Source organism: Bradyrhizobium forestalis (assembly GCF_002795245.1).
Classification (GTDB): domain Bacteria; phylum Pseudomonadota; class Alphaproteobacteria; order Rhizobiales; family Xanthobacteraceae; genus Bradyrhizobium; species Bradyrhizobium forestalis.
This window is the reverse complement of sequence record NZ_PGVG01000007.1, coordinates 107,916-129,562: the sequence shown is the minus strand read 5'-3', so window position 1 is coordinate 129,562 and position 21,647 is coordinate 107,916. Positions and strand designations below refer to the sequence as shown.

At 64.3% G+C, this 21,647-nt stretch carries 23 protein-coding genes; 21 read left to right on the top strand and 2 right to left on the bottom strand.

The genetic code is table 11. The annotated features are described in order from the left end of the window. The first annotated feature begins 156 nt into the window (after positions 1-156). From CVM73_RS11085 to CVM73_RS10990, 20 genes are all read left to right on the top strand, one after another. Complete coding sequence (locus tag CVM73_RS11085; protein ID WP_100232043.1) at positions 157-1,071, top strand: flagellin N-terminal helical domain-containing protein; 915 nt, start codon at positions 157-159, stop codon at positions 1,069-1,071. 306 nt (positions 1,072-1,377) lie between these two features. Continuing rightward, positions 1,378-3,003: a flagellar basal-body MS-ring/collar protein FliF gene (fliF, locus tag CVM73_RS11080; protein ID WP_167406774.1), complete on the top strand. Its 1,626-nt coding sequence runs from the start codon at positions 1,378-1,380 to the stop codon at positions 3,001-3,003. Beyond that, positions 3,000-3,680 (top strand): hypothetical protein, encoded by a 681-nt coding sequence (locus CVM73_RS11075; RefSeq protein WP_100232041.1) that lies wholly within the window; start codon positions 3,000-3,002, stop codon positions 3,678-3,680. Before fliF ends, CVM73_RS11075 begins: the two co-directional genes overlap by 4 nt. 6 nt (positions 3,681-3,686) lie before the next feature. Beyond that, complete coding sequence (locus CVM73_RS11070; protein ID WP_100232040.1) at positions 3,687-5,000, top strand: MotB family protein; 1,314 nt, start codon at positions 3,687-3,689, stop codon at positions 4,998-5,000. After that, on the top strand, positions 4,997-6,175 hold the full coding sequence (locus CVM73_RS11065) for a chemotaxis protein (RefSeq protein ID WP_100232039.1): 1,179 nt from the start codon (positions 4,997-4,999) through the stop codon (positions 6,173-6,175). The genes CVM73_RS11070 and CVM73_RS11065 overlap by 4 nt, the downstream gene beginning before the upstream one ends. After that, positions 6,172-7,488, top strand: a complete 1,317-nt coding sequence (fliK, locus tag CVM73_RS11060) for a flagellar hook-length control protein FliK (RefSeq protein WP_100232038.1) — start codon at positions 6,172-6,174, stop codon at positions 7,486-7,488. Before CVM73_RS11065 ends, fliK begins: the two co-directional genes overlap by 4 nt. Then, positions 7,439-8,020 (top strand): transglycosylase SLT domain-containing protein, encoded by a 582-nt coding sequence (locus tag CVM73_RS11055; protein ID WP_100232037.1) that lies wholly within the window; start codon positions 7,439-7,441, stop codon positions 8,018-8,020. Before fliK ends, CVM73_RS11055 begins: the two co-directional genes overlap by 50 nt. A 90-nt stretch (positions 8,021-8,110) precedes the next feature. Further along, entirely contained in the window at positions 8,111-9,343 is a 1,233-nt protein-coding gene (locus CVM73_RS11050; RefSeq protein ID WP_100232036.1) for a flagellar hook protein FlgE, read from the top strand. 34 nt (positions 9,344-9,377) lie between these two features. Beyond that, a complete protein-coding gene (gene flgK, locus CVM73_RS11045) occupies positions 9,378-10,853 on the top strand; it encodes a flagellar hook-associated protein FlgK (RefSeq protein ID WP_100232035.1) in 1,476 nt (491 codons plus the stop codon). A 3-nt stretch (positions 10,854-10,856) separates the two neighbouring features. Continuing rightward, positions 10,857-11,903: a flagellar hook-associated family protein gene (locus CVM73_RS11040; RefSeq protein WP_100232034.1), complete on the top strand. Its 1,047-nt coding sequence runs from the start codon at positions 10,857-10,859 to the stop codon at positions 11,901-11,903. Positions 11,904-11,958: 55 nt separating this feature from the next. Further along, complete coding sequence (gene flaF / locus CVM73_RS11035) at positions 11,959-12,303, top strand: flagellar biosynthesis regulator FlaF (protein ID WP_167406773.1); 345 nt, start codon at positions 11,959-11,961, stop codon at positions 12,301-12,303. Next, positions 12,303-12,713 carry a flagellar biosynthesis repressor FlbT gene (gene flbT / locus CVM73_RS11030; protein WP_100232032.1) on the top strand — a complete coding sequence of 137 codons (411 nt, stop codon included), beginning with the start codon at positions 12,303-12,305 and terminating at the stop codon, positions 12,711-12,713. The genes flaF and flbT overlap by 1 nt, the downstream gene beginning before the upstream one ends. Positions 12,714-12,728: 15 nt before the next feature. Beyond that, complete coding sequence (flgD, locus tag CVM73_RS11025; protein WP_100232031.1) at positions 12,729-13,151, top strand: flagellar hook assembly protein FlgD; 423 nt, start codon at positions 12,729-12,731, stop codon at positions 13,149-13,151. Then, on the top strand, positions 13,148-13,414 hold the full coding sequence (fliQ, locus tag CVM73_RS11020; RefSeq protein WP_027572776.1) for a flagellar biosynthesis protein FliQ: 267 nt from the start codon (positions 13,148-13,150) through the stop codon (positions 13,412-13,414). Before flgD ends, fliQ begins: the two co-directional genes overlap by 4 nt. 75 nt (positions 13,415-13,489) lie before the next feature. Next, entirely contained in the window at positions 13,490-15,571 is a 2,082-nt protein-coding gene (gene flhA, locus CVM73_RS11015) for a flagellar biosynthesis protein FlhA (RefSeq protein ID WP_100232030.1), read from the top strand. Beyond that, positions 15,568-16,320, top strand: a complete 753-nt coding sequence (gene fliR / locus CVM73_RS11010) for a flagellar biosynthesis protein FliR (RefSeq protein WP_100232029.1) — start codon at positions 15,568-15,570, stop codon at positions 16,318-16,320. Before flhA ends, fliR begins: the two co-directional genes overlap by 4 nt. Before the next feature lie 6 nt (positions 16,321-16,326). Then, positions 16,327-16,746 (top strand): hypothetical protein, encoded by a 420-nt coding sequence (locus CVM73_RS11005; protein WP_100232028.1) that lies wholly within the window; start codon positions 16,327-16,329, stop codon positions 16,744-16,746. Then, positions 16,743-17,219: a rod-binding protein gene (locus CVM73_RS11000; protein ID WP_167406772.1), complete on the top strand. Its 477-nt coding sequence runs from the start codon at positions 16,743-16,745 to the stop codon at positions 17,217-17,219. Before CVM73_RS11005 ends, CVM73_RS11000 begins: the two co-directional genes overlap by 4 nt. A 42-nt stretch (positions 17,220-17,261) precedes the next feature. Further along, on the top strand, positions 17,262-17,774 hold the full coding sequence (locus tag CVM73_RS10995) for a flagellar biosynthesis protein FlgN (RefSeq protein ID WP_100232026.1): 513 nt from the start codon (positions 17,262-17,264) through the stop codon (positions 17,772-17,774). After that, complete coding sequence (locus tag CVM73_RS10990) at positions 17,771-18,229, top strand: hypothetical protein (protein WP_100232025.1); 459 nt, start codon at positions 17,771-17,773, stop codon at positions 18,227-18,229. The genes CVM73_RS10995 and CVM73_RS10990 overlap by 4 nt, the downstream gene beginning before the upstream one ends. A gap of 183 nt (positions 18,230-18,412) precedes the next feature. Here the strand turns inward: CVM73_RS10990 and CVM73_RS10985 are convergent, their stop codons facing one another. After that, positions 18,413-19,183: a winged helix-turn-helix domain-containing protein gene (locus CVM73_RS10985; protein WP_167406783.1), complete on the bottom strand. Its 771-nt coding sequence runs from the start codon at positions 19,181-19,183 to the stop codon at positions 18,413-18,415. Between the two features lie 818 nt (positions 19,184-20,001). Here CVM73_RS10985 and CVM73_RS10975 point away from each other — a divergent pair. Next, entirely contained in the window at positions 20,002-20,952 is a 951-nt protein-coding gene (locus CVM73_RS10975; RefSeq protein ID WP_100232024.1) for a hypothetical protein, read from the top strand. A gap of 12 nt (positions 20,953-20,964) precedes the next feature. On the opposite strand, the gene CVM73_RS10970 is transcribed toward CVM73_RS10975, so the two are convergent. After that, the gene (locus CVM73_RS10970; RefSeq protein WP_100232023.1) at positions 20,965-21,543 is read right to left on the bottom strand and encodes a MarR family winged helix-turn-helix transcriptional regulator; all 579 of its coding nucleotides are present in this window, start codon (positions 21,541-21,543) and stop codon (positions 20,965-20,967) included. Positions 21,544-21,647: the final 104 nt, after the last annotated feature.

Sequence of the window (21,647 nt, the reverse complement as noted above, 5' to 3'; positions counted from 1 at the left end):
CCCGCACAAGCTTCGCTCGCTAACCTCGCCGTTACGACAGATTGGGCCTTGAAAGCCGCGTTTGCGGAAAGCCCAAAGGCATGACGCCGCTCTGTCGTACCGGTGCAAGCCCGGTATGTCCCCTAAGCTCGATTCAATCTTCAAAGGGACATCAAAATGGGTTCTAGTCTCCTCACCAACTCCTCCGCCATGACCGCGCTCCAGACCCTGCGGTCTGTCAGCGCGCAACTCGCCACCACGCAGAACCGGATCTCCACCGGTCAGCGCGTGTCCACCGCTTCGGACAACGCCGCCTACTGGTCGATCGCGACGTCGATGCGCTCCGACAACGCCGCGCTGTCTGCGGTGTCCGACTCGCTCGGTCTGTCGGCCGCGACCGTCGACACGGAATACACCGCTCTGACCTCGGTGATCGGCGACAAGGAATCCGGTCTGACCAAGCTCCAGGCACTGCTGGTCGAAGCCAAGACCGCGGGTATCGACCGCACCAAGATCCAGGCGGACATCACCCAGATCCAGCAGGACATGCAGCTCAAGGCCAATTCGGCCACCTTCAACGGCATCAACTGGCTGAGCACGACGACCGGCACCACGCCGACGAGCTTCAACCTCGTTTCGTCCTACTCGCGTGTCGGCGGCACGCCCACGATCGGCTCCATCACCGTGACGACCGCCAACTACACGCTCTACTCCACCACGCAGACCGGTATTCTGGACACCGTGAGCGGCAGTGCGTCGGTCAACACGATCAACATCTCCGCGCTGACGGACTCGGCCGCTGACCAGACCACGCTCGATGGCTACATCGCGCAGGTCACCGCTGCGATCAACTCGGTGAGCTCTGCCGCTGCCGATCTCGGTGCGGTCAAGAACCGCATCTCGACCAACACGGAATTCGTCAAGACCCTGATGGACTCGGTTGATCGTGGTGTCGGCCAGCTCGTCGACGCCGACATGAACGCGGAATCGACCCGCCTCCAGGCTCTGCAGACCCAGCAGCAGCTCGGCGTTCAGGCGCTCTCGATCGCCAACCAGAACAGCCAGAGCATCCTGTCGCTGTTCCGCGGCTAAGCGGCGCTTTCGAAACCGACCGTGCTCCCTCGTGGAGCACGGTCCCCGCCATGATCGGCGGACGCGACGGCACAAGACGTGCCGGCAATCGACCTCCCGACGCCAGACTTCGAGCAACACGCCGCAGCCGATCGCGCTGCCATGCGCCCGAGCGTCCGCTTGTGGCCGTCGAACTGATTGCGTCGCCCAGGCTTCTTGTAAAATTGCAACGCCTCGCCAGCGAACCGACACATTCGTGGCCTTGCGCAACCTTCAGACAAGGTTGGCAGCTGAGTGTCCTCTACGTTCGCATTGGTACGAGGTCATATGCTCAGTCGTGCGCAGGTACAGCAACTGCTCAACAATCTGCTGGAGCTTGGGCCGCGGCGCCTGATGGCCTTGGGGCTGATCGGCTTTGCAGTTCTCGTCACCGTCGTCGGCGGCGCCTACTATCTCAGCCGGCCCGAGTTCGAAACGCTCTACACCGGCCTTACCCGCGAGGACGTGACGCGCATAGGCGCGGCGCTGCGCGAGCAGAACATCACCTTCGACGTCAATTCCGCCGGCGATGCGGTCTCGGTGCGCCCGAGCCAGACCATGCAGGCGCGGATGCTGCTTGCCGAGAAGGGGCTGCCGACCAGCGCCAATTCCGGTTACGAGCTGTTCGACAAGATCGGCTCGCTCGGCCTGACCTCGTTCATGCAGGAGGTCACCAAGCTCCGGGCACTGGAAGGCGAGATTGCGCGCACGGTCCAGCTGATGAAGGGCGTGAAGGCGGCGCGGGTGCATATCGTGCTGCCGGTGCGCGGCTCGTTCCGTGCGACGCAGCAGCCGCCCTCGGCGTCGGTCGTGCTGCGCACCGACGGCGCGATCGAGGCGCGCACGGCGCAGTCGATCCGTCATCTCGTCGCCGCCGCCATCCCCGGCATGAGCCGCGACAAGGTGACGGTGCTCGATGCCGACGGATCGATGCTACTCGCCGAAGAGGACGAGGCAAGCGCCGCGCCGACCAAGATGGCGAGCCTGCAGAAGACAGTCAGCGGCATGGTGCAGGAGAACATCCGCAAGGCGCTGACGCCGTATCTCGGCCTCGACAATTTCGAGGTGAGCGTCGCTCCGCAGCTGTCTACCGACAAGCGGCAGATCAACGAGACGGTCTACGATCCCGAGAACCGCGCCGAGCGCTCGGTGCGGAACGTGCGCGAGAAGGAATCCTCGCAGAACGCCGACCGTTCGACGCCGACCACGGTGCAGCAGAATCTCCCCGACCAGCAGGTGAATGCGGGCGGCGGCAAGAACTCCAGCGAGGACAAGACCCGCCGCGAGGACGTCACCAATTTCGAGGTCTCGTCCAAGACCACGACGACGGTGAGCGACGGCTATTCGGTCAAGAAGCTGTTCATTGCCGTCCTGGTCAACCGCGCGCGGCTGGTCGCCGATCTCGGCGACAAGAGCAACCAGGCCATCGTCGACAGCAAGCTCGCCGAGATCAGTCAGCTCGCGGCGACGGCGGGCGGACTGGACAAGGCGCGCGGCGATCAGATCCAGGTGACGGCCGTCGATTTCATCGAGGGCTCGCGCGAGCTGGCGCCGGTACCCCCGATCAGCTTCGTCGAGATGATCAACAAGCAGCTCGGCAGCGTGATCAACGCGGTGACGATCCTGGCCGTTGCTTCGATGCTGGTCTGGTTCGGGCTGCGGCCCGCGGTCAACGGCATTCTGACCCATCGCGCGGAGCAGGAGCAGGCCGAAGCGGCCGAGACCGCCCAACTCGAGGCTTCGGCGGCCCTTGCGCTGGCCGACAGCGAGGAGGCCGAGCTCAACCTCGTCGAAGACCTCGAAGGCAAGATGCAGCGAACGCCGCAGAAGCGGCTGGAGCAGATCGTCCGGCTCGATCAGATGCAGGCGGCAGCGATCCTTAAAGACTGGATGCGGCGCGAGGAGGCGGCATGAACGCGGCAATCGGAAAACTCCTGACGCAGTTCGATGCGAATGGCCGCGTCAAGTCGGCGCCGCCTCCGCCGCCGAAAATTCAGGACGTGCTGACCAGGCCGAAGGAAGCCCGGCGCGAGCCGCAGCCGCAGGTCCAGACGCAGCTTCAGGCGCCGTCTCCGGCGCCCGCGACGGAAGCTCCGTCGATCAATCTCCTGGACGATGCCTATCGGCGCGGCCATGCGGCCGGCGTCGCGGAAGGCGACGCCAAGCTCGCCGAGGAGCGCGTTCGCAGCGCGATCCGGCTCGGCGAAGAGCGGGCCAAATGGTCAGACCAGCAGGCGGTCGCGATCGTCAGCGGCTTCGAGGCGGCCTGCCGCGAGATCGAGACCAACATCGCAAGCTCCGTTGCGCGGATCTTGCTGCCGTTCCTCACGGAGGCGGTGCGCGACAAGGCAATCGGATCGCTGGTCGAGCAGGTCGCGGCGCTGACCGGCAATTCTCCGGTGCCGGTGTTCAAGGTCACCGGCCCGAGCGAGCTGCTCGACCTCGTGAAGACGCAGCTCGAAGCGTCCAGGCGAACGGGCATCGCGTACGAGGCCGCCGACATCTCCGAGGTCCGCGTTGTGGCCGACCAGACCGTGATCGAGACGCAGATCTCCGCCTGGAGTGAACGCCTCAAGGAAGCACGTCGGTAGTCCGCCATGGAAGAGGTCAAGCATGAGCTCGTGATCATCCGCCGGCGCAGCGCCTTCGCCGAGGAGGCGCATCACGGCGGCGTCTGGAAGATCGCCTATGCGGACTTCATGACCGCAATGATGGCGTTCTTCCTGGTCATGTGGCTGCTCAATGCGCTCAACCAGGACCAGAAGCAGGTGGTCGCGAGCTATTTCAACCCGATCAAGCTCGCGGAGAACGCACCTGCTCCGAAGGGTCTGAAGGATCTCTCCAAGAAGGAGCCGTCGTCGTTCGAAGGTCAGGATGGCAAGCGTCAGCCGGCCGGGCCGAACGAAGAACGTCGCGGTGATTCCCCAACGGCCGAGAAGCCGGCCTCCTATGAGGAGAAGGTCCTGTTCCGCGATCCCTATGCGACGCTCGCCGAGATCGCCAATAGCGCGAACCAGTCCACGGGCCAGCGGCGCGCCGGCGCTCTGACGTCCGCCGAAGAGGACGGGCTCAAGGGAGGCGACGCCTACCGCGATCCCTTCGATCCCGGCTATTGGAAGCTGGCGCCGCAGGCGTCCAAGGACGCCGATCGCTTCATCGACGGCGAGCCGAAGCCGAATGCCTCCGCGCGCGACAGCGCAGCCGGAGCAAATCCCGGCGAGCCGCAGCCGCGCCGGACCAAGACGGAAGATGCCGGTGGAAGCGTGGCGCCGAACGCCGATGGCTCGTCCGCAAGCCTCTCGCCCCTGCTGCCGCCGGGCCCTGCAGCGACGCAATCCTCGCGCGAGGGCAACGGCCAAGCTGGTGTTCAGGCCAACGCCGCCCCGCAGGCGCGTCCCAACGACACGGCGATGGAGTCCGAGCCGCGCGATGCGGCGCAGACGCAGCAGCCGACCCTCAAGCAGCTTCAATCCGCGATCGCCGACGCGCTGTCGGACATCAAAGCCGGCGCGGGGCCGGCGGCCGAGGTGCGTCAGGTCGAGGAAGGACTCCTGGTCAGCCTGACCGACGATGCGAGCTTCGGCATGTTCGCGGTCGGCTCGGCCGAGCCACGGCCCGAGCTGATCCGCGTGATCGACAAGATCGGGCCGCTGCTGACGAAGCGGCAGGGCATGATCATCGTCCGCGGCCATACCGACAATCGGCCGTATCGTTCGGAGACCTACGACAACTGGCGACTGTCGACCGCTCGTGCGCAGATGGCCTACTACATGTTGGTCCGCTCCGGCGTCGACGCGCGGCGGATCGAGCATGTCGAAGGTTACGCCGACCGGCGGCCGAAGCTTCCGAACGATCCGGCGGCCGCACAGAACCGTCGGATTGAGATCCTGATCCGGGAGAAGCGTCCTTGATCAGGCTGCTGCGCCGCGCCGCCTTGCTGCTGCTGCCGTTCACGGCGGCGAACGCGCTTGCCCAGCCTGCGCCCCAGTCCGGCGAACCCTATGAGCTCGTCCGTGCGTTGCAGGCGGTGCAGGACGGCATCGCCAACGGCGACACCGCGGCGCACGGTAGTCACATCGCGCTGATACGGCAGATCGGCGAGAAGTTTCTCGCTGCCGATCCCGTCGTGTGGAGCAATCCGCAGAACAGCCAGGCAGTGGTCATCTATCTGCTCAGTGGCGGTGCGCCGCAAGTCGTCCGCAAGCTGCCGCGCGACAAGATGAACGTCGACGAGCGGCTGTTCAATGGTGCGCTCGCCTATGTCGAGGGTCGTCAGGACGAAGCGCGGGAGCTGCTCAAGGACGTCAAGCCGCGGACGATTCCCTCAGGTCTCGGCGGACAGGTCGCGCTGGTCCAAGGTGCGCTGTTCGCGCGCGCTGAGGCATCGCTCGCGATCGAGCGTCTGGACGACGCGCGCCTGCTGTTGCCCGGCACCCTCGTCGAGGAGGCGGCGCTGCGGCGCGAGATCCTGCTGGTGGGGCAGGCGGAGGAGTTCGAGAAGTTCGAGTTCCTGACGCTGGCCTATATCCGCCATTACCGCAACTCGATCTATGCCGGTGATTTCTGGCAGCGCTTCTCCGCGGGGCTGACACAATCGAGCCTGGCACTCGACGAGCGCCGCTTCGCGCGGATCACAGCCCTGCTGGAGCAGATCGATCGCACGAGCCGCCTCAAGCTGTATCTCGTGATCGCGCGCGCCGCGATGGTGCGCGGACGGCTGGCCGTGACCCGCCTTGCCGGCGAGCGGGCGCTGACGCTCAGCGCGGATGCCTCGGCGGAGCGCGAGCGGGCCCATTTCTTCCGCGGCGCCTCGCGGGCGCTCACCGACGAATATGACGGAGGTCTTGCCGAGCTGAAGGCGCTCGACCGGTCGAAGCTGCCCGAGCGCGACGTCCCCCTCCTGAATGCCACGGTGCAGCTCGCGCTCGACGTCCGCAAGCCGTTCGCGGGCGGACCCGCTGCCGCAGCCGACAAGCCTCCGGCAACGCCGGCGCGACTTGATCTGGCGTCGTCGACCGTGACGCTGGCGCGCGCACAGAAGCAGCTCGGCGAACTCGAACTCCTGACCAGGGACCGCCGTCCATGACCAAGCTCAGTGGAACTTCCGGACAGCTCTTCTCGGGTCTCGCCGAGAGTCTCAACATGCGCGGGACGTCGCGTTCCGCAAAGAGCGCCGGGACCAAATCGCAGTCGAATTCGTCGTTCAACGATCTGCTCCACACCGTCTCGAACCTCGCGAAACAGGCACTGAGCGATGATGGCAGCAAAACAACCGCGAAGGCCGGTACGCTGCGGACGCGCCTGGCCCACCCGACCGAGAAGGAGAGGCCGAAGAACGCGACGGCGGGACCAGAGTCCACAGAGGAATCCTCCGAGAAGAAGGCCGACAGGCCGTCGGAGAAACTGCGTCCGGTGGATCATGCCGCCGGGGCCGACATCCAGGGTCAATCGGGCATTGCCGTCGTGGTCGGGCAGGAGATTGCTGTCGCGCCTGTGAAGCCGCAGATGCAATTGCAGTCCGCCGACAAGGACGCGTCCGCGCGCGACGAGCGGTCCTCCATGGCGAAGCGCGAGGCTCTCGCCACGGTCGGGGCAAAGGCGGCGACGGTCGACACCGCCCCATCCAGCGTCGCTCCGACCGCCGCGCGCTCGCAGGCTGCGGCTTCGCAAGCGATGGCCGCGGCGCAGTCGGCACCGACGCAAGGCACGGAGGCTTCGAGCGCAATGCCTGGCTTTGAGGCGGTTACGGCCAATGTCGAGCGCGCTGCCAAGGCCTCAGGGCGCGACGTGCTGCCCGAGACGACCAAGGTCACCGTGGTCCAGCAGGAGACTCATCTGCCGCCGGCGCAGTTCAACGCTCCGCAACAGGTCGCCAATGCAGTCGTAGCCGAGCTGAAGGAGTCCTCGGCACCGGCCGCGTCCGCAGTGCCGGATCTTGCAGCGTCCCAGACCAATGCGCCGGATCAGCCGCTCAAGATCCTGACCGTCAATCTCGAACCGCCCGCGCTCGGCAACGTCACCGTGCGCCTACGGCTCGTCGGCACCGAAGTGTCCGTCCAGCTCGCGGCCGAGCGCAAGGACACGAGCCAAATGCTCGACCAGCAGCGCGACCAGATCCGCGATCTCATGCAGTCGGCGGGCTATGTCGCCGACGTCGCGCCGGTCCAGCACGGCTCGCTGGACGGATTCCAGAGCGGCTCCGGCCAATCGCAGCCGCAGCTCTCGGGCCAGCAACAGTCCTCGCCGCAGTCGCAAGGCACGTTCGGCGGGGCCAGCACGTCGTCGGGGCAATCCGACGGCGGCGCGAAGCAGGCCCGCCAGGAGCGCCAGCTCAATCAGGAGACGCGTCATGATCAGGACGTGGCGCCGCAGCATCGTCGCGGCCCTGTTTATCTGTAACGTGAGCGCTGCCCTGGCGGCCGCTGAAACTGCGCGCCCTTGCGAGCGCGAGATGGCGCGCGCGGCCCAGCAGCACGGGATTCCGCTCGGCATTCTCTATGCGGTCGGTCTCACCGAGACCGGTCGGCGCGGCGCGCTCCATCCCTATGCCCTCGGTGCCGACGGCCAGACCGTGTTCGCCAAGGACATGAACGATGCAATCGCGAATTTCGAAGCGATGCGCGGCAAGGGCGTCAAGCTGATCGACCTCGGCTGCATGCAGATCAACCACTATTATCACGGTGACAAGTTCGCTTCGGTCCGGGCGATGTTCGATCCCGCCAGGAACGTCGACTACGCCGCGCGCTTTCTCAAGGAGCTGAAGCAGCGCGAAGGCAGCTGGACCATGGCAGTCGCCCGCTACAATGCAGGTCCCAACAACCAGCCGGCGCAGAAGCGCTACGTCTGTCACATCGTCGCTCATCTCGTCTCGAGCGGCTTCGGCGCGTGGACCGACAAGGCGCGCTCGTTCTGTCAGCCGAAAACGACCTGACAACATGAAGTTGTGCATCGCTTCCAATCATCAGCCCCGCGCAAGCAAGACCCCCCATTGTAGCTGCAACCTACCAAAGGAGCCCAATTCATGAGCCTGTATGGTGTTATGCGCACCGGTGTTTCCGGTATGTCTGCGCAGTCCAACAAGCTGTCGACGGTCTCGGACAACATCGCCAACGTCAACACGACCGGCTACAAGCGGGCTTCCACGGAGTTCTCCTCGCTGATCCTGAAGAGCGGCTCCGGCAACTACGATTCCGGCGCCGTCGAGACCACGGTCCGCTACGCCATCACCGATCCCGGACATACGCAGTTCACCACGTCGAGCACGGACCTCGCCGTTCAGGGCAATGGCTTCTTCGTGGTGTCGAACGCCAACAACACGCAGCAGTATCTGACGCGCGCCGGCTCCTTCGTGCCGGACAGTCAGGGCAATCTGGTCAACGCGGCCGGCTACTATCTTCTGGGCCAGCCGGGCCTCGTGACCAACTTCTCGCAAAATAGCCTGGCCGGCATGCAGATCGTGAACGTCGCCCAGGTCTCGCAGGTGCCCGTGCCGTCGACCGCGGGAACGCTGACGGCCGGGAATCTGGATCCGAACGCGGCTGTTATTGCCGGTCCACCCGGCCCGGCATCTTATTCCTCGAAGAGCTCGATCGTGGCCTACAACAATATTGGCCAGCCCGTCACGCTCGACGTCTATATGTCTCACACCGCGACGGCGGCCGGCTCGGACACCTGGCAGATCCAGGTGTACGATTCCGCGACCGGTACCTCGCTCGCCCCCGCCACCACCTTCACCTTCGACACCACGGCGGCCGGCAAGGGCGCGCTGGCTGCCGCAAGCCCGACCGGTCTCACCGTGACCGTGCCGGGCGGTGCGGCGCTGACCATGAACCTGTCGAACATGACGCAGGCCGGCACCGACTTCAGCTTCAAGGCGACCGTCAACGGCAGTGCTCCCTCGGCCATCGACAAGGTCGACGTCGACGAGGCGGGCCACGTGACGGCAATCCTCAAGAACGGCCAGCAAATGACGCTCTACACGATCATGCTCGCCGATGTCGCGAGCCCCGACAATCTGACGCCGGAGCCGGGCAACGTCTATTCGACCAACATGAACTCCGGCAATGCGCAGGCCGGCAATGCCGGCACTGGCGGACTCGGCACGATCCAGTCCGGCGCCCTAGAGGATTCCAATGTCGACCTCGCGGACGAGCTCACCGGGATGATCGAGGCCCAACGCGGCTTCACCGCGAACTCAAAATCGTTCCAGACCGGTGCCGACCTGCTCGACGTCGTCGTCAACTTGAAGCGCTGAATTCTTCAGCGCCCATTCCGGGCAAGAGCAAACCATGTCCCTTACCGCCGCCCTCGACTCCGCTCGCGCTTCGCTCATGGCGTCGGGCATTCAGTCCTCGACGATCTCGCGCAACATCGCCGGTGCCAGCGCTGCCGGCTATTCGCGCAAGATCGCCGTGCTGGACAATCTGCCGAATGCCGGCGTCTATGTCGCGGCGATCCAGCGCGCCGCGAGCGGCGGCCTGTTCACTAACGTCCTGACCGCGACCTCGGCGTCCGCCAAGCAAAGCGTGGTCTATGACGGTCTTCAGAAGATCGCGGCATCGACCGTCGATGATCCCGAGCTCGAGCAGTCGCCGACGGCGCAGCTCAATGCGCTCAAGCAGGCGTTGCAGAAATACGCCAACGCCCCGGACAACACCACGCTGGCGCAGGCGGCCGTCACGTCCGCCAAGGACATGGCGAACGCGCTCAACCAGGCGACCCGGACGGTGCAGTCCGTCCGTGAGGGCGCGGATGCCGACATGAAGACGTCGGTTCAGAACATCAACCAGTTGCTCTCCCAGTTCGAGACCGTGAACACCGCGATCGTGAAGGGCACGATCTCAGGCGACGACATCACCGACTACCTCGACCAGCGTGACAACATCGTCTCGAAGCTGTCGCAGGAGGTCGGCGTCTCGATGTCGATCCGCACCAACGGTGACGCGGCGCTCTACACCGACAGTGGCGTCGTGCTGTTCGACAAGACGGCGCGGTCGGTGAGCTTTGCGCCGACGAATGCCTACACCGCAGGCACCACGGGCAATGCCGTCTACATCGACGGCGTCCCCGTGACCGGTGCCAATTCGGTGATGCCGCTGAAGTCGGGCAAGCTCGCGGGCCTCGCTCAGCTGCGTGATCAGGACACCGTCACCTATCAGAGCCAGCTCGACGAAATCGCGCGTGGCCTGATCAACACTTTCAGGGAAAGCGATCAGACGGCCGCGGCGCTGCCCGACGTTCCCGGTCTCTTCACCTATCCCGGCGCGCCGGCGATGCCCGCGAGCGCAACGGTCTCGGTGGGCCTCGCCGGCACGATCTCGGTCGCTGCATCGGTCGATCCGGCCCAGGGCGGCAACCCCAATCTGCTCCGCGACGGCGCGATCAGCGGCAACCCAGCCTACCAATACAACACCGCCGGCAACGGCGGCTATTCGGTCCGGCTGCAGCAGCTCATCGGCGGCATGGACGCGTCGCAGCCGTTCGATGCAACCACGCAAGGCAAGCCGAGCGGCAGCTTGATCGACTTCGCGTCGTCGTCGGCGAGCTGGATCGAGAACCAGCGCAAGACCGCCAACGATAACTCCGAGTACCAGAGCACGCTGCTCAACCGCAGCATCACGGCGCTGTCGAACGTCAACGGCGTCAACATGGACGACGAGATGGCGTTGATGCTCCAGGTCGAGCGCACCTATTCGGCCTCGTCAAAGATCATCTCGACCGTCGATGAAATGCTGCAGAGCCTGCTCGCTGCCGTGGGGAATTAAGTCATGATGAGCGCGAACTACATTTCCACCCTGATGTTGTCCTCGTCGTTGAGGTATTCGATCACGAGCAACCAGGCGGCGCTGAGCAAGGCCTCGACCGAGGCGACCACCGGCCGCTTCGCCGATGTCGGCCTCGAGCTTGGTGCCACAACGGGAAGCGACCTCACGCTGCGGGCTGACTTCAGCTTCGCCGATCAGCTCGTCGACACCAACGGGCTCGTCTCGGGACGCCTGGACGTGACGCAGAACCGGATCACCCAGCTCAACAAGACCGCGACGGACTTCCTCAAGGATCTGATCGCGGCCCGCAGCACCGACGGTGGCGGGCGGGTCATCCTGCCGCCTGCGGCCTCCAATCTCCAGGACCTCATCGGCGCGCTGAACGTGTCCTATAACGGCTCGTATCTGTTCTCGGGCATCAACACGCAGAACGCTCCCATCACGCCTTACACTGCGGGCTCGGCCAGCAAGAACCAGGTCGACGCCGATTTTCTCGCGAGCTTCGGCTTCTCGCAATCCTCGCCCAGCGTGGGCACCATTACCCCGGCCCAGATGCAGACGTTCCTCGACACCACCTTCGATGCCGAGTTTGCCAGTCCGGCCTGGAACACCAACTGGTCATCGGCCACCGACCAGACCATGCAAAGCCGCATCTCCACGACCGAGATCGCCGATACGTCCGTGAGCGCCAACCAGACCGGCTTCCGCAAGCTCGCCGAGGCCTACACCATGATGGCCGATCTCGGGAATGTAAACCTGAGCCAAGAGACGTTTCAGGTCGTCGTGGACAAGGCCATCGGGCTCGTCGGTAACGCCATCAACGACCTCGCTGCGCTCGGCGGCAGTGTCGGCACGGTCCAGCAGCGGCTCACCACCGCAACCGCCAAGCTCAAGACGCAGCAGGACATTCTGAACAACCAGATCGTCGGTATGGAGAAGGTCGACCCGACCGAAGCCTCGGTCCGGGTCAACACCCTGCAGACCCAGATCCAGACGGCGCTGGCGCTCACCTCGCAGCTCCAGAAGATCAGCCTCATCAATTATCTCTGAGCCGGGGCTTGTAACCTTTGTCCAGTTGTTCGGTCTCCTGCGAAGAGTGGTCCTGATGACGTTTGAAGCCTATGAAGCGGTCGTTGACGAAAGTGGCTATGAGGCGCGAAGCCGCGAGCGGCAGGCGCTCAGCCTCGGCATCGACCGGCTCGAGCGGATCCAGAAGGGGCGTTTCAGCCTCGAGGATCTGGTCGAGAGCCTGCTCTATGTGCGGCGGCTGTGGACGATCTTCATCGAGGATCTCGCGCACCCGGAGAACGGGCTCCCGGACAAGCTGCGTGCCGACATCATCTCGATCGGCTTGTGGGTCGTCAAGGAAGCCGACCGCCTCCGCGAACAGCGGTCGAGCGACGTGGTGCAGCTCATCGAAATCAACCGCCTGATCCGAGACGCGCTTTAATGAAGATCTCCTTGCGGGCGGGCGAACGGATCTACATCAACGGCGCGGTGCTCCGCGTGGACCGCAAGGTCTCCGTCGAGCTCGTCAACGACGTGATGTTCCTGCTTGAAGCGCAGGTCATGCAGGCTTCCGACGCCACCACGGCGCTGCGACAGCTCTATTTCATGGTCCAGCTCATGCTGATGAACCCGACCGACGTCCGCGACGCTGCGGCGCTCTACGCGCAGCATCACGCAGCCCTGTGTGCGGTGTGCGAGAACCGCGAGATGCTGGATGGACTCGGCGCAATCGACGAACTGGTCGGGGCGACCCGCTACTTCGAGGCGCTCAAGCGGATTCGGGCCTTGTTCCCGGTGGAGCAGGCCATCTTGGCGGGCGCCGCCACCGTTTCCCCATTCGAGGCTGCCTGACAGCGGAGAGGCTAGATGAACGTCACCAGCGCGACCGACACGACCGGCAAGTCGTCCAGTTCGACAGGCACCACCTCGGCGACGTCGAGCAACAGCGTGGACTACAACACGTTTCTTCAGCTCCTCGTCGCCGAGATGAAGAACCAGGATCCGACCAATCCGATGGATACCTCGCAATATATGAGCCAGTTCGCCCAGCTCTCGACGGTCGAGCAGGCGATGCAGACGAATTCGAAGCTGGACGCGCTGCTGTCCTCGCAGTCCCTGTCGCAGGCCAACGGGCTGATCGGGAAGACAGTCAGCTTCACCGACTCGACCGGCGCCAGTTTTTCCGGCAAGGTCGTCTCGGTCTCCATCAACAGCGACGGCTCCATCGCGACCCTTCAGGACGGCACGAAGGTCGCGGTCGGACCGGGGCTCACGATCAGCCAGTCATGAACGAGCGGGACGCCCTCGATATCGTCCAGGCGGCGATCTGGACCATCATCGTCGCCTCCGGGCCTGCGGTCGGGGCCGCGATGCTGGTCGGCACCGTCATCGCGCTGATCCAGGCCCTGACCCAGATCCAGGAGGTGACGCTGACCTTCGTTCCGAAGATCATCGTCATTCTCCTGGTCGTTGCGGTCTCCGGCTCCTTCATCGGCGCACATCTGTCGACCTTCACCGAGATGGTCTATTCGCGGATCGAGCACGGCTTCTGATCCGCGCCGGCCCCGGCACCACCCTCGCGTAAGCTTTGCGCGGCAGATTACGGGCGGACCCTCTGCCGGTGACCCATGGCCGATACGTTAGCTGCTAGCCTGCCCAATCCGCGCCGCCTCGGGGCGGATGCCTTTTTCGCTGGCGGCATCGTGACCATGCTCACGATCCTGTTCCTGCCGATCCCTCCGATCCTGATCGATCTCGGCCTCGCGTTCTCGATCGCACTTTCGGCGCTGATCCTGATGGTCGCGCTGTGGATTCAGCGGCCGCTCGACTTCTCGGCCTTCCCGACCGTGCTGCTGATCGCGACGATCCTGCGCCTGGCGCTGAACATCGCGACGACGCGCCTGATCCTGTCGCGGGGCGGGGAGGGCGAGCAGGCCGCAGGCCACGTCGTCGCCGGCTTCTCGAAGTTCGTCATGGGCGGTGACTTCGTCATCGGCCTGATCATCTTCGCGATCCTGGTTACGGTGAATTTCGTCGTGATCACCAAGGGTGCGACGCGCATTGCCGAAGTCGGCGCCCGCTTCACCTTGGACGCTATCCCCGGCAAGCAGATGGCAATCGACGCGGACCTGTCCGCAGGCCTGATCGACGACAAGGAAGCCCAGCGCCGGCGGCGCGAGCTCGAAGAGGAGAGCGCGTTCTTCGGCGCCATGGACGGCGCCTCGAAGTTCGTTCGGGGCGACGCCATTGCCGGCCTCATCATTACCGCGATCAACATCTTCGGCGGCATCGTCATCGGCGTCACCCATCACGGATTGACTCTTTCCCGCGCCGCCGACGTCTACACCAAGCTCTCGGTCGGCGACGGTCTGGTGTCGCAGATGCCGGCGCTGATCGTCTCGCTGTCGGCGGGCCTCTTGGTCTCCAAGGGCGGTACCAGGGGCTCGGCGGAGCAGGCGGTGCTGCGGCAGCTCGGCGGCTATCCGCGCGCGGTGTCGGCTGCCGCGCTGATGATGTTCGTGCTCGCCCTGATGCCGGGGCTGCCGATGGCGCCCTTCGTGCTGCTTGGGGGTGTCATGGCTTTCGTCGGCTATTCGCTGCCGAAGCGGCAGGCCGCGCTGAAACAGAAGGAGGATGCGCGCAGGGCCGACGAGCGTGCCCAGACCGAGGCCAAGGAATCCGTCAAGGAGCAGCTCAAGACCGCCGAGATCGAGCTGGCGCTCGGCGGCCACCTTTCGGTCCATCTCCTGGGCTCGCGCACCGAGCTTGCCCACCGTGTGGCCAAGATCCGCAAGAAGTTCGCCAAGCAGTACGGATTCGTCATTCCCGAGATCAAGCTCACCGACAATCTGTCGATCGACCCCAAGAGCTACCAGATCCGGATTCACGACACGCGCATCGCCCATGGCGAGCTCAGGCTCGGCGAGGTGCTGGTGCTGGTCGACAAGGACGGCAAGCCGGACGTGCCGGGCGACGAGGTGATCGAGCCCGCCTTCGGCATGAAGGCGCTATGGGTGACGGAAGCCTTCACCGACGAAGTCAAGCGGCAGGGCTGCAAGCCGGTCGACAACCTGTCGGTGCTGCTCACGCATTTGAGCGAAGTGATCAGGGCGAACCTCGCCCAGCTCCTGTCCTACAAGGACATGCGCGCCCTGCTCGACCGGCTCGATCCCGAGTACAAGCGCCTGGTCGAGGATCTCTGTCCGTCGCAAATCTCCTATTCGGGCCTGCTGGCAATCCTGAAGATCCTGCTGGCCGAGCGAGTCTCCATTCGCAACCTTCACCTCATCCTCGAGGCGATCGCCGAGATCGCGCCGCATGTGCGGCGCTCCGAGCAGGTCGCAGAGCATGTGCGCACGCGTCTTGCCCAGCAGATCTGCGGCGATCTCTCCGACAATGGCGTGCTCAACGTCGTCCGTCTCGGCAACCGCTGGGACCTCGCTTTCCACCAGAGCCTGAAGCGCGACGCCAAGGGCGACGTCGTCGAGTTCGACGCCGACCCGCGCCTGATCGAGCAGTTCGCGACCGAAGCCAGCGCTGCGATCCGCAAGTTCACCGAGAGCGGCACCAGCGTGGTGCTGGCGGTGACGCCGGAAGCGCGGCCCTATGTCCGGATGATCCTGGAGCGGGTGTTCCCGACCCTGCCGATCCTGTCGCATGTCGAAGTCGCGCGCAGCGCCGAGATCAGGGCACTCGGAGCCATATCGTGATCTCTGGGCTCGCCGACAGCGTGCTGGTGACGTTCATCGTGTTCTGCCGCATCGGCGCCTGCCTGATGCTGGTGCCCGGCTATTCCAGCGTCAACGTTCCGCCCCAGGTGCGCCTGTTCGTCGCGCTGGTCACGACGTTTGCGCTGACGCCGATCCTGATCACAGTCCTGAAGCCGCTCACGGACAACGCTGCGCCGCTGACGCTGGCGCTCCTGATCTGCTCCGAGCTCGTGGTCGGCAGCGTCATCGGGCTCGGCGGGCGCGTGTTCTTCCTCGCCCTCCAGACCATGGCGACCATGATGGCGAGTGCGATCGGGCTGAGCAACATCCCGGGCACACCAGTCGGCGACACCGATCCGGCGCCGGCCCTGGTGCCGCTGATCATGGCGGCCGTCACCACGCTGTTCTTCATGACCGACCAGCATTGGCAGGTCCTGCGCGGGCTGATGAACTCCTACGACGTCTGGCATCCCGGCAACAGGCTCGGCGGCAGCATGGCGCTCGACCTGCTCGTCGGCCGCCTGTCGGAAGCGTTCGTGCTGACGCTGCGGATCACGAGCCCCTTCATCGTCTACTCCGTCATCGTCAACCTGGCGGTCGGCCTGATCAACAAGCTGACGCCGGCAATTCCGGTCTATTTCATCTCGGTGCCCTTCGTGCTGTTCGGCGGCTTCCTGCTGCTCTACCTCACTAGCGACGAGCTGCTGACGCAGTTCATGCTGGGCGTCTCGTCGTGGCTGGCGGAGTGATCGGTCATGACCTCGCGTGCGGACAAGCTCGGCCGGATGGTCTCGCTGGTGAAGCTCCAGCTCCGGCTGTCCGAATGGCAGCTCGCGCAATTGCGGCAGCAGGAGCGCAGCCTGCAGCACGAGCAGGAATGGCTGGTCGGAGCCCTGAACGACGGAACGCCGCCGGCGGGATCATCGAGCGAATCGATCGCGCGGCGGCTCAACAGGACGAGCGTCGGCGCGCGCGCCGTGAACGAGCAGGCCTCGCGGCAGCTCGACCAGGTTCGTCGCGAGACCCGCCGCGTGAAGCAGCTCGAGGAGGTCGCGAAGGCCGCGCTCGCAGACAAGCTCCGCGACGCCGAGAAGCGCTCGCTCGAGGAAATGACGGGAACGAGCCTTACCGTGCGCGCGTGGACGCCACAGCCAGCCAACCGGAACAAGACATGATCGTGACAGCGACGCCCGACCTCGTTCTCGATGTCCTCGAAGCCGCCGATCCCGTGACGCAGCGCGCGGCGACCGCGAAGCTCGACGCGCTGAAAGCGTCGGACGCCGATTTCGCCGCCACGATGGACGCGGAGGTCGGCAAGGCCGCGGCGGCTGCCGATCAATCTGCGGCGAAGGTCGCCGAAGCGCAGTCGGGTGCAGTGAACGGGGCGCCGGTGCAGGTGATCAAGGCGCCGGCATCCGGCGAGGTTTACCGCAAGTTCGAAGCCTTCATCCTCCAGACCTTCGTCGAGACGATGCTGCCGAAGGAGTCGGAGGAGGTCTTTGGCAAGGGCACCGCCGGCGGCGTCTGGAAGTCGATGCTGGCAGAGCAGCTCGGCAACCAGCTGGCAAAGGGCAAGGGCATTGGCATCGCCAAGCAGCTCGCCGCCGCACATCCGGCCGGACCGGGCGCCGCGGGGAAGGCCGGATGACGGTCCGCGAACGAGTGACAGAAGTTGAGGGGTGAATTTCCGATGCAGGTACTAGAAGGCGCGACGGCCATGGCGATCGACCAGGCGGTCGCGGAGACCGAGGTGATGACGACGGAAGCGGCAGCAAGCGATGCACTGCTGCCCGTCCTGCTGCCGATCGCGAATGGCGAGGCGATGGCCGACGCAGCGGATGCGGTGAGATCGGACGAGGTGCGTGGCCTCCTGGCCGCAATCCGCCGGCTCGCGAGTATCGTCGAGGAGGAGACGGTCGCGCTCGCGACGGGACAGAAGATCGATTTCGACGACTTCAGCGCCCGGAAGAGCCGGAGCATGCTCGAATTCGTCCGCCTGATGCGGGCGCGGATGCACCTCGGCGCCGAAATCGAGATCACCGAGGAGATTCAGCGGCTGCGGGAGAAGCTCGAGCGGAATCGTTCCATTCTGGAAATGCACTACGACGCGGTGCGTGAGGTCGCGAGCATCATCGTCAAGGCGGTCAAGGAAGCCGAATCCGACGGCACCTATACCGGTCGCACAGTGCAGGACGGAAAATGATCAGACTGGTGCTGGCCGGGCTCTGGGTATGCATCCTCACCGCGGGCACGAGCTATGCCGTCGCCTATTGGAAGGAGAACGGCAGCCTGCTGCCGGCGAAGGACGAATATCTCGATGGGCTGCAATATCAGAAGACGCGAGCCCTGAGCGTGCCCATGGTCGAGAACGGCAACGTGCAGGGCTACATCGTCGCGCGCTTCGTCTACACCGTGGAGGCGCGGACCATGCATCAGCTGAACGTTCCGCCGGAGCCGTTCGTCGTCGACGAGGCCTTCCGCAGGATCTATGCCGACGAGCGTCTCGACTTCAGGAGGCTCGCCCGTTACGACCTCTCCATTCTGACGACGGCGATCAAGCAGCGCGTCAACGAACGGATGCAGGCTGACATCGTCCAGGACGTCCTGGTCGAGGACTTCAACTACGTGTCCAAGGAAGAATTCCAGCAGAAGCCGTAGAGCAGGCCGTTCGGAAATACCATTTCCGGAAGGATCGTGCCCAGTGGCCACCTCAGGCCGGCGCCACGACGGTTGCGTCGCGAATGCAGGCATGTGTCCTGCCGTCTCTGCCGCTGAAAGTACAACGGCCTCTGCAAGAGTGTTCGCAGAGGCCGTTGCCGGTTTCGTGGCAGTGCCTTGCCGTCAGTTTCCGGCCGGGTATGCCGCCGGGGCGGCATGCGCTCTGTTCAGGAGGATGCCGACGTCGTCGAGCTCCTGCACCGGCTCGTCGAGGGTTTCGCCGGCTGGGATGTTGAGGCGGTATCCGACGTAACGCCGGGCCACGATCGCGTCGAAGCCGAGGCGGTCGCGGAGCTTCTTGCGCAGCTTGCTGACGTGACTCTCGATTACGCTCTCGTCGAAGGTGGACTCGAAGATGCCGTAGACTGCGTTGAAGATCTGCGTCTTGGTGATCCACTTGCCGTGGTTGGCAACCATATATTCGAGAATGCGCAGTTCGCGGCGGGGCAGGGTGAGGGCGTGGCCCGCGATCTCGGGGTCACGGCCGTTGAAGAAGACCTGGATCCTGCTCTCGCAGGGCCTCGGTAGTTCGCCCACCCGGCGGCGCGCGATTGCGGCCGTTCGGGCGAGGATCTCGCGCAGGTGAATCGGCACGTGTACGACGTCGTCGACGCCCGATTCGAACAGCTCCAGCGTGTTCTTGAGCATCTTCTGGCCGCTCAAGGCGATGATGGGCGCCGAGGAGCGCTTGCGCATCGCCCGCGGCAGGCTTCCGCGGGCATCGCAATCCCCGAGCAGAAAGGCGTCTACCGCCGCCAGATCCGATTCACTCGCAGATTGCAGCCAGTCCCAGAATTCTCCGGAGGAGAAGCCGATCGACGATACGCCTTCGCGAACGAGCCCTCCGACGTAGCTGTTCGCGACGCTCTCGCGATCATCAACGATAATATACATCAGTCTTTCGCCCCTGTTTCGCACTTGTTGCGGCCGGTTGGTGGTTGTGATGCCCCGGCTCGGCAACGATGCTGTTTGACGACATTCCATCCCGCGAACCGTTGTTATGATTTCGATATTCGCGGGCAGCCCTACGCATTCAGTGCCTGCGTCTCGCAGGCCTGTTACTTCAACTCGATACTGAAACGCTTACTGCGTGAGGCTCGGCGGGTGTCTTACGGATCACCTCGCGGAGGGATTGAGAAACGACCTAGAACAGTTGTGCCAAGTTGCTCATCGCGTCCGAACACTGCTGAACTGTGTCGATCTCCTCGCCAACTGGCGAGAATCACTTGAGTAGGACCGTAACAATTGCCGATTTCCGATCAAGCGTGCGTAAGAAAGCGATTGCTACACGTGCTTGATGCTGTTGATTCGTTTCGGGTTGTTTCTTGATGTATTCAATCGCATCAGTTGATTTGGATCTTAAACTAGTTTTGCACCGTGCCGGTTGTAAAGTTCCGCATCCCCGTACAATTACAGCTATTTTGAGGATGCTCCGGGTCGGGCAAATTGAGGGGTTTTCAACCCCGGATTGACTCCGGCGCTCGCTTTTCCACATGCGACAATTCGACTCATGTCCGGCATCGCGACTCCAGCTTGGTGAAATCTTGGCGTGTGTGTGTCTTTCGAGTCGCACTATCGCCACGTGTATGGCGCGATTGACTCATGCGGCGTCGCATCGCGCGCGATGAAAAGTTTCCGATGCGCACGGTTCAGGCAAGCTTCGGCAAATAACGTCACCGTTCGATAGATCGAAACGAACGGAGCATTTTCACATGTTGTCCGATGGACAAGCTCGCCCCAACGGGACCGCGGATGCTTCCGCGGTGGCGAAGCCGGCTCCGGAGGCGAGCGATACAAAGGACAATGCTACGCGAGCGACCAAGCCTGCTGCGAGCGCAAAGCGTGTATCGGCCGCGGCGAGCGACGAAGCTCTCGCAAAGGAGGCACTCGAGGGCTTGAAGCGCATTCGCGCCAAGGCCCGCCTCGACAAGATGGCGATCCCGAAACCCGCGCCGACCGTGATCAAGCCGGCCGTGATCGTGGCGAAGCCGCCGCCACCGAGCCCGACATGGGTCGCGCCGCTCGCAACTCTGGCGGTCGCTGCCATGCTGGTGGTCTGCGCCTGCACTGGCGTGATCGCCTATCTCACCACCCAGCCCGCTCAGAACAACGCTGCAGCCAATGCGGAGATCAGAATTCTGCGCGAAACCGTCGCGCAGCTGCGCAAGCAGGTGTCGGGCGTGTCCGAAAATCTCGACGGTTTGCGTACAGCGGTCGATCAATCGAGCAAGGTGACGAATGATCGCTTCGGCAGGTTTGCCGAGAACCTGGACCGGATCGAGCGGGTGAGCTCGTCCTCCACAGTGAAGCTCGACAAGCTCGCTCAGGTGCAGGCCCAAGCTCCCGCGCCGACAATGGTGCAATCCCAGCCCGTGTCGCAGCAGGGGCCGATGATGGCCTCGGTCGCAGCGCCCGAATTCACGGGATCGGTGCCTGCGCCCGAGCGTGCGTCGGCGCCGCGCAAGACGATCAAGGGCTGGTCGGTCCGCCAGGCCTATGAGGGGATTGCGATCCTGCAAGGCCCAAACGGCGTCATCGAGGCCGTGCTCGGGCAACAGGTGCCCGGTCTTGGCCGCATCGAAGAGATCAGGAGCGAGAACGGGCGCCTCGTGGTGGAATCCAGCGGTGGCGTCATCTATTCGTCACGCAAGGCAACGCCTTGATCGAGCCGCCCTCTATTGTCGGTGATGCTCGAAGCTGGTGCATAGCAGATCGACCTCCGCCTCCGCGATCGGCGCGCGAAACAGACGGCAGCTGAACTCGACGGTCGTCTTGCTGTCGGTGGTGGTGCGATCTTCCCGCAGGAAGATGCACCGCTTGCAAATGTCGGTGTGGTGCCGCTGCTCGGCAGCATCCGAGTGGTCCAGCACGTGCCGGAATGTGTCGCGGAAGCGGATCTTGATGTCGTCGTCGAGAACGGCAATCGCCTCGACGAGGACATTGACGGGGTCGCGCACCAGGAACTTCTTGCCCTGCTGCGTCACGCTCAACATCACCGACCGCTTGTCCGTGGCCGAGCGCTTTCGTTCGAGATAACCGAGCCGCTCGAGCTCGCCGATGATGAAAGAGGCGGTGCCGCGCGTGGTGCCGACGTAACTAGCCAGCGCCGACGGCGTTCGGGAAAACCGGTTGGCGCGGGAGAGGAACCGGAGCGCCATCCATTCGCGGTCGCGCAAACCGTGCTTGGTGCCTTCGAACCACAGGATTCGCGCGGCCTGCTCCAACAGTTCAATCGATTCGCGAGCCAAATTCATTTCGGTTCCAGGTCGGATAAACGTTTATTCAATTGAGCCTTGGGTAGCGCAATCTGAGTGGACGGGAATGAAACCCCGTGCGCTCCTTCGTCCGTTGCCGGGCG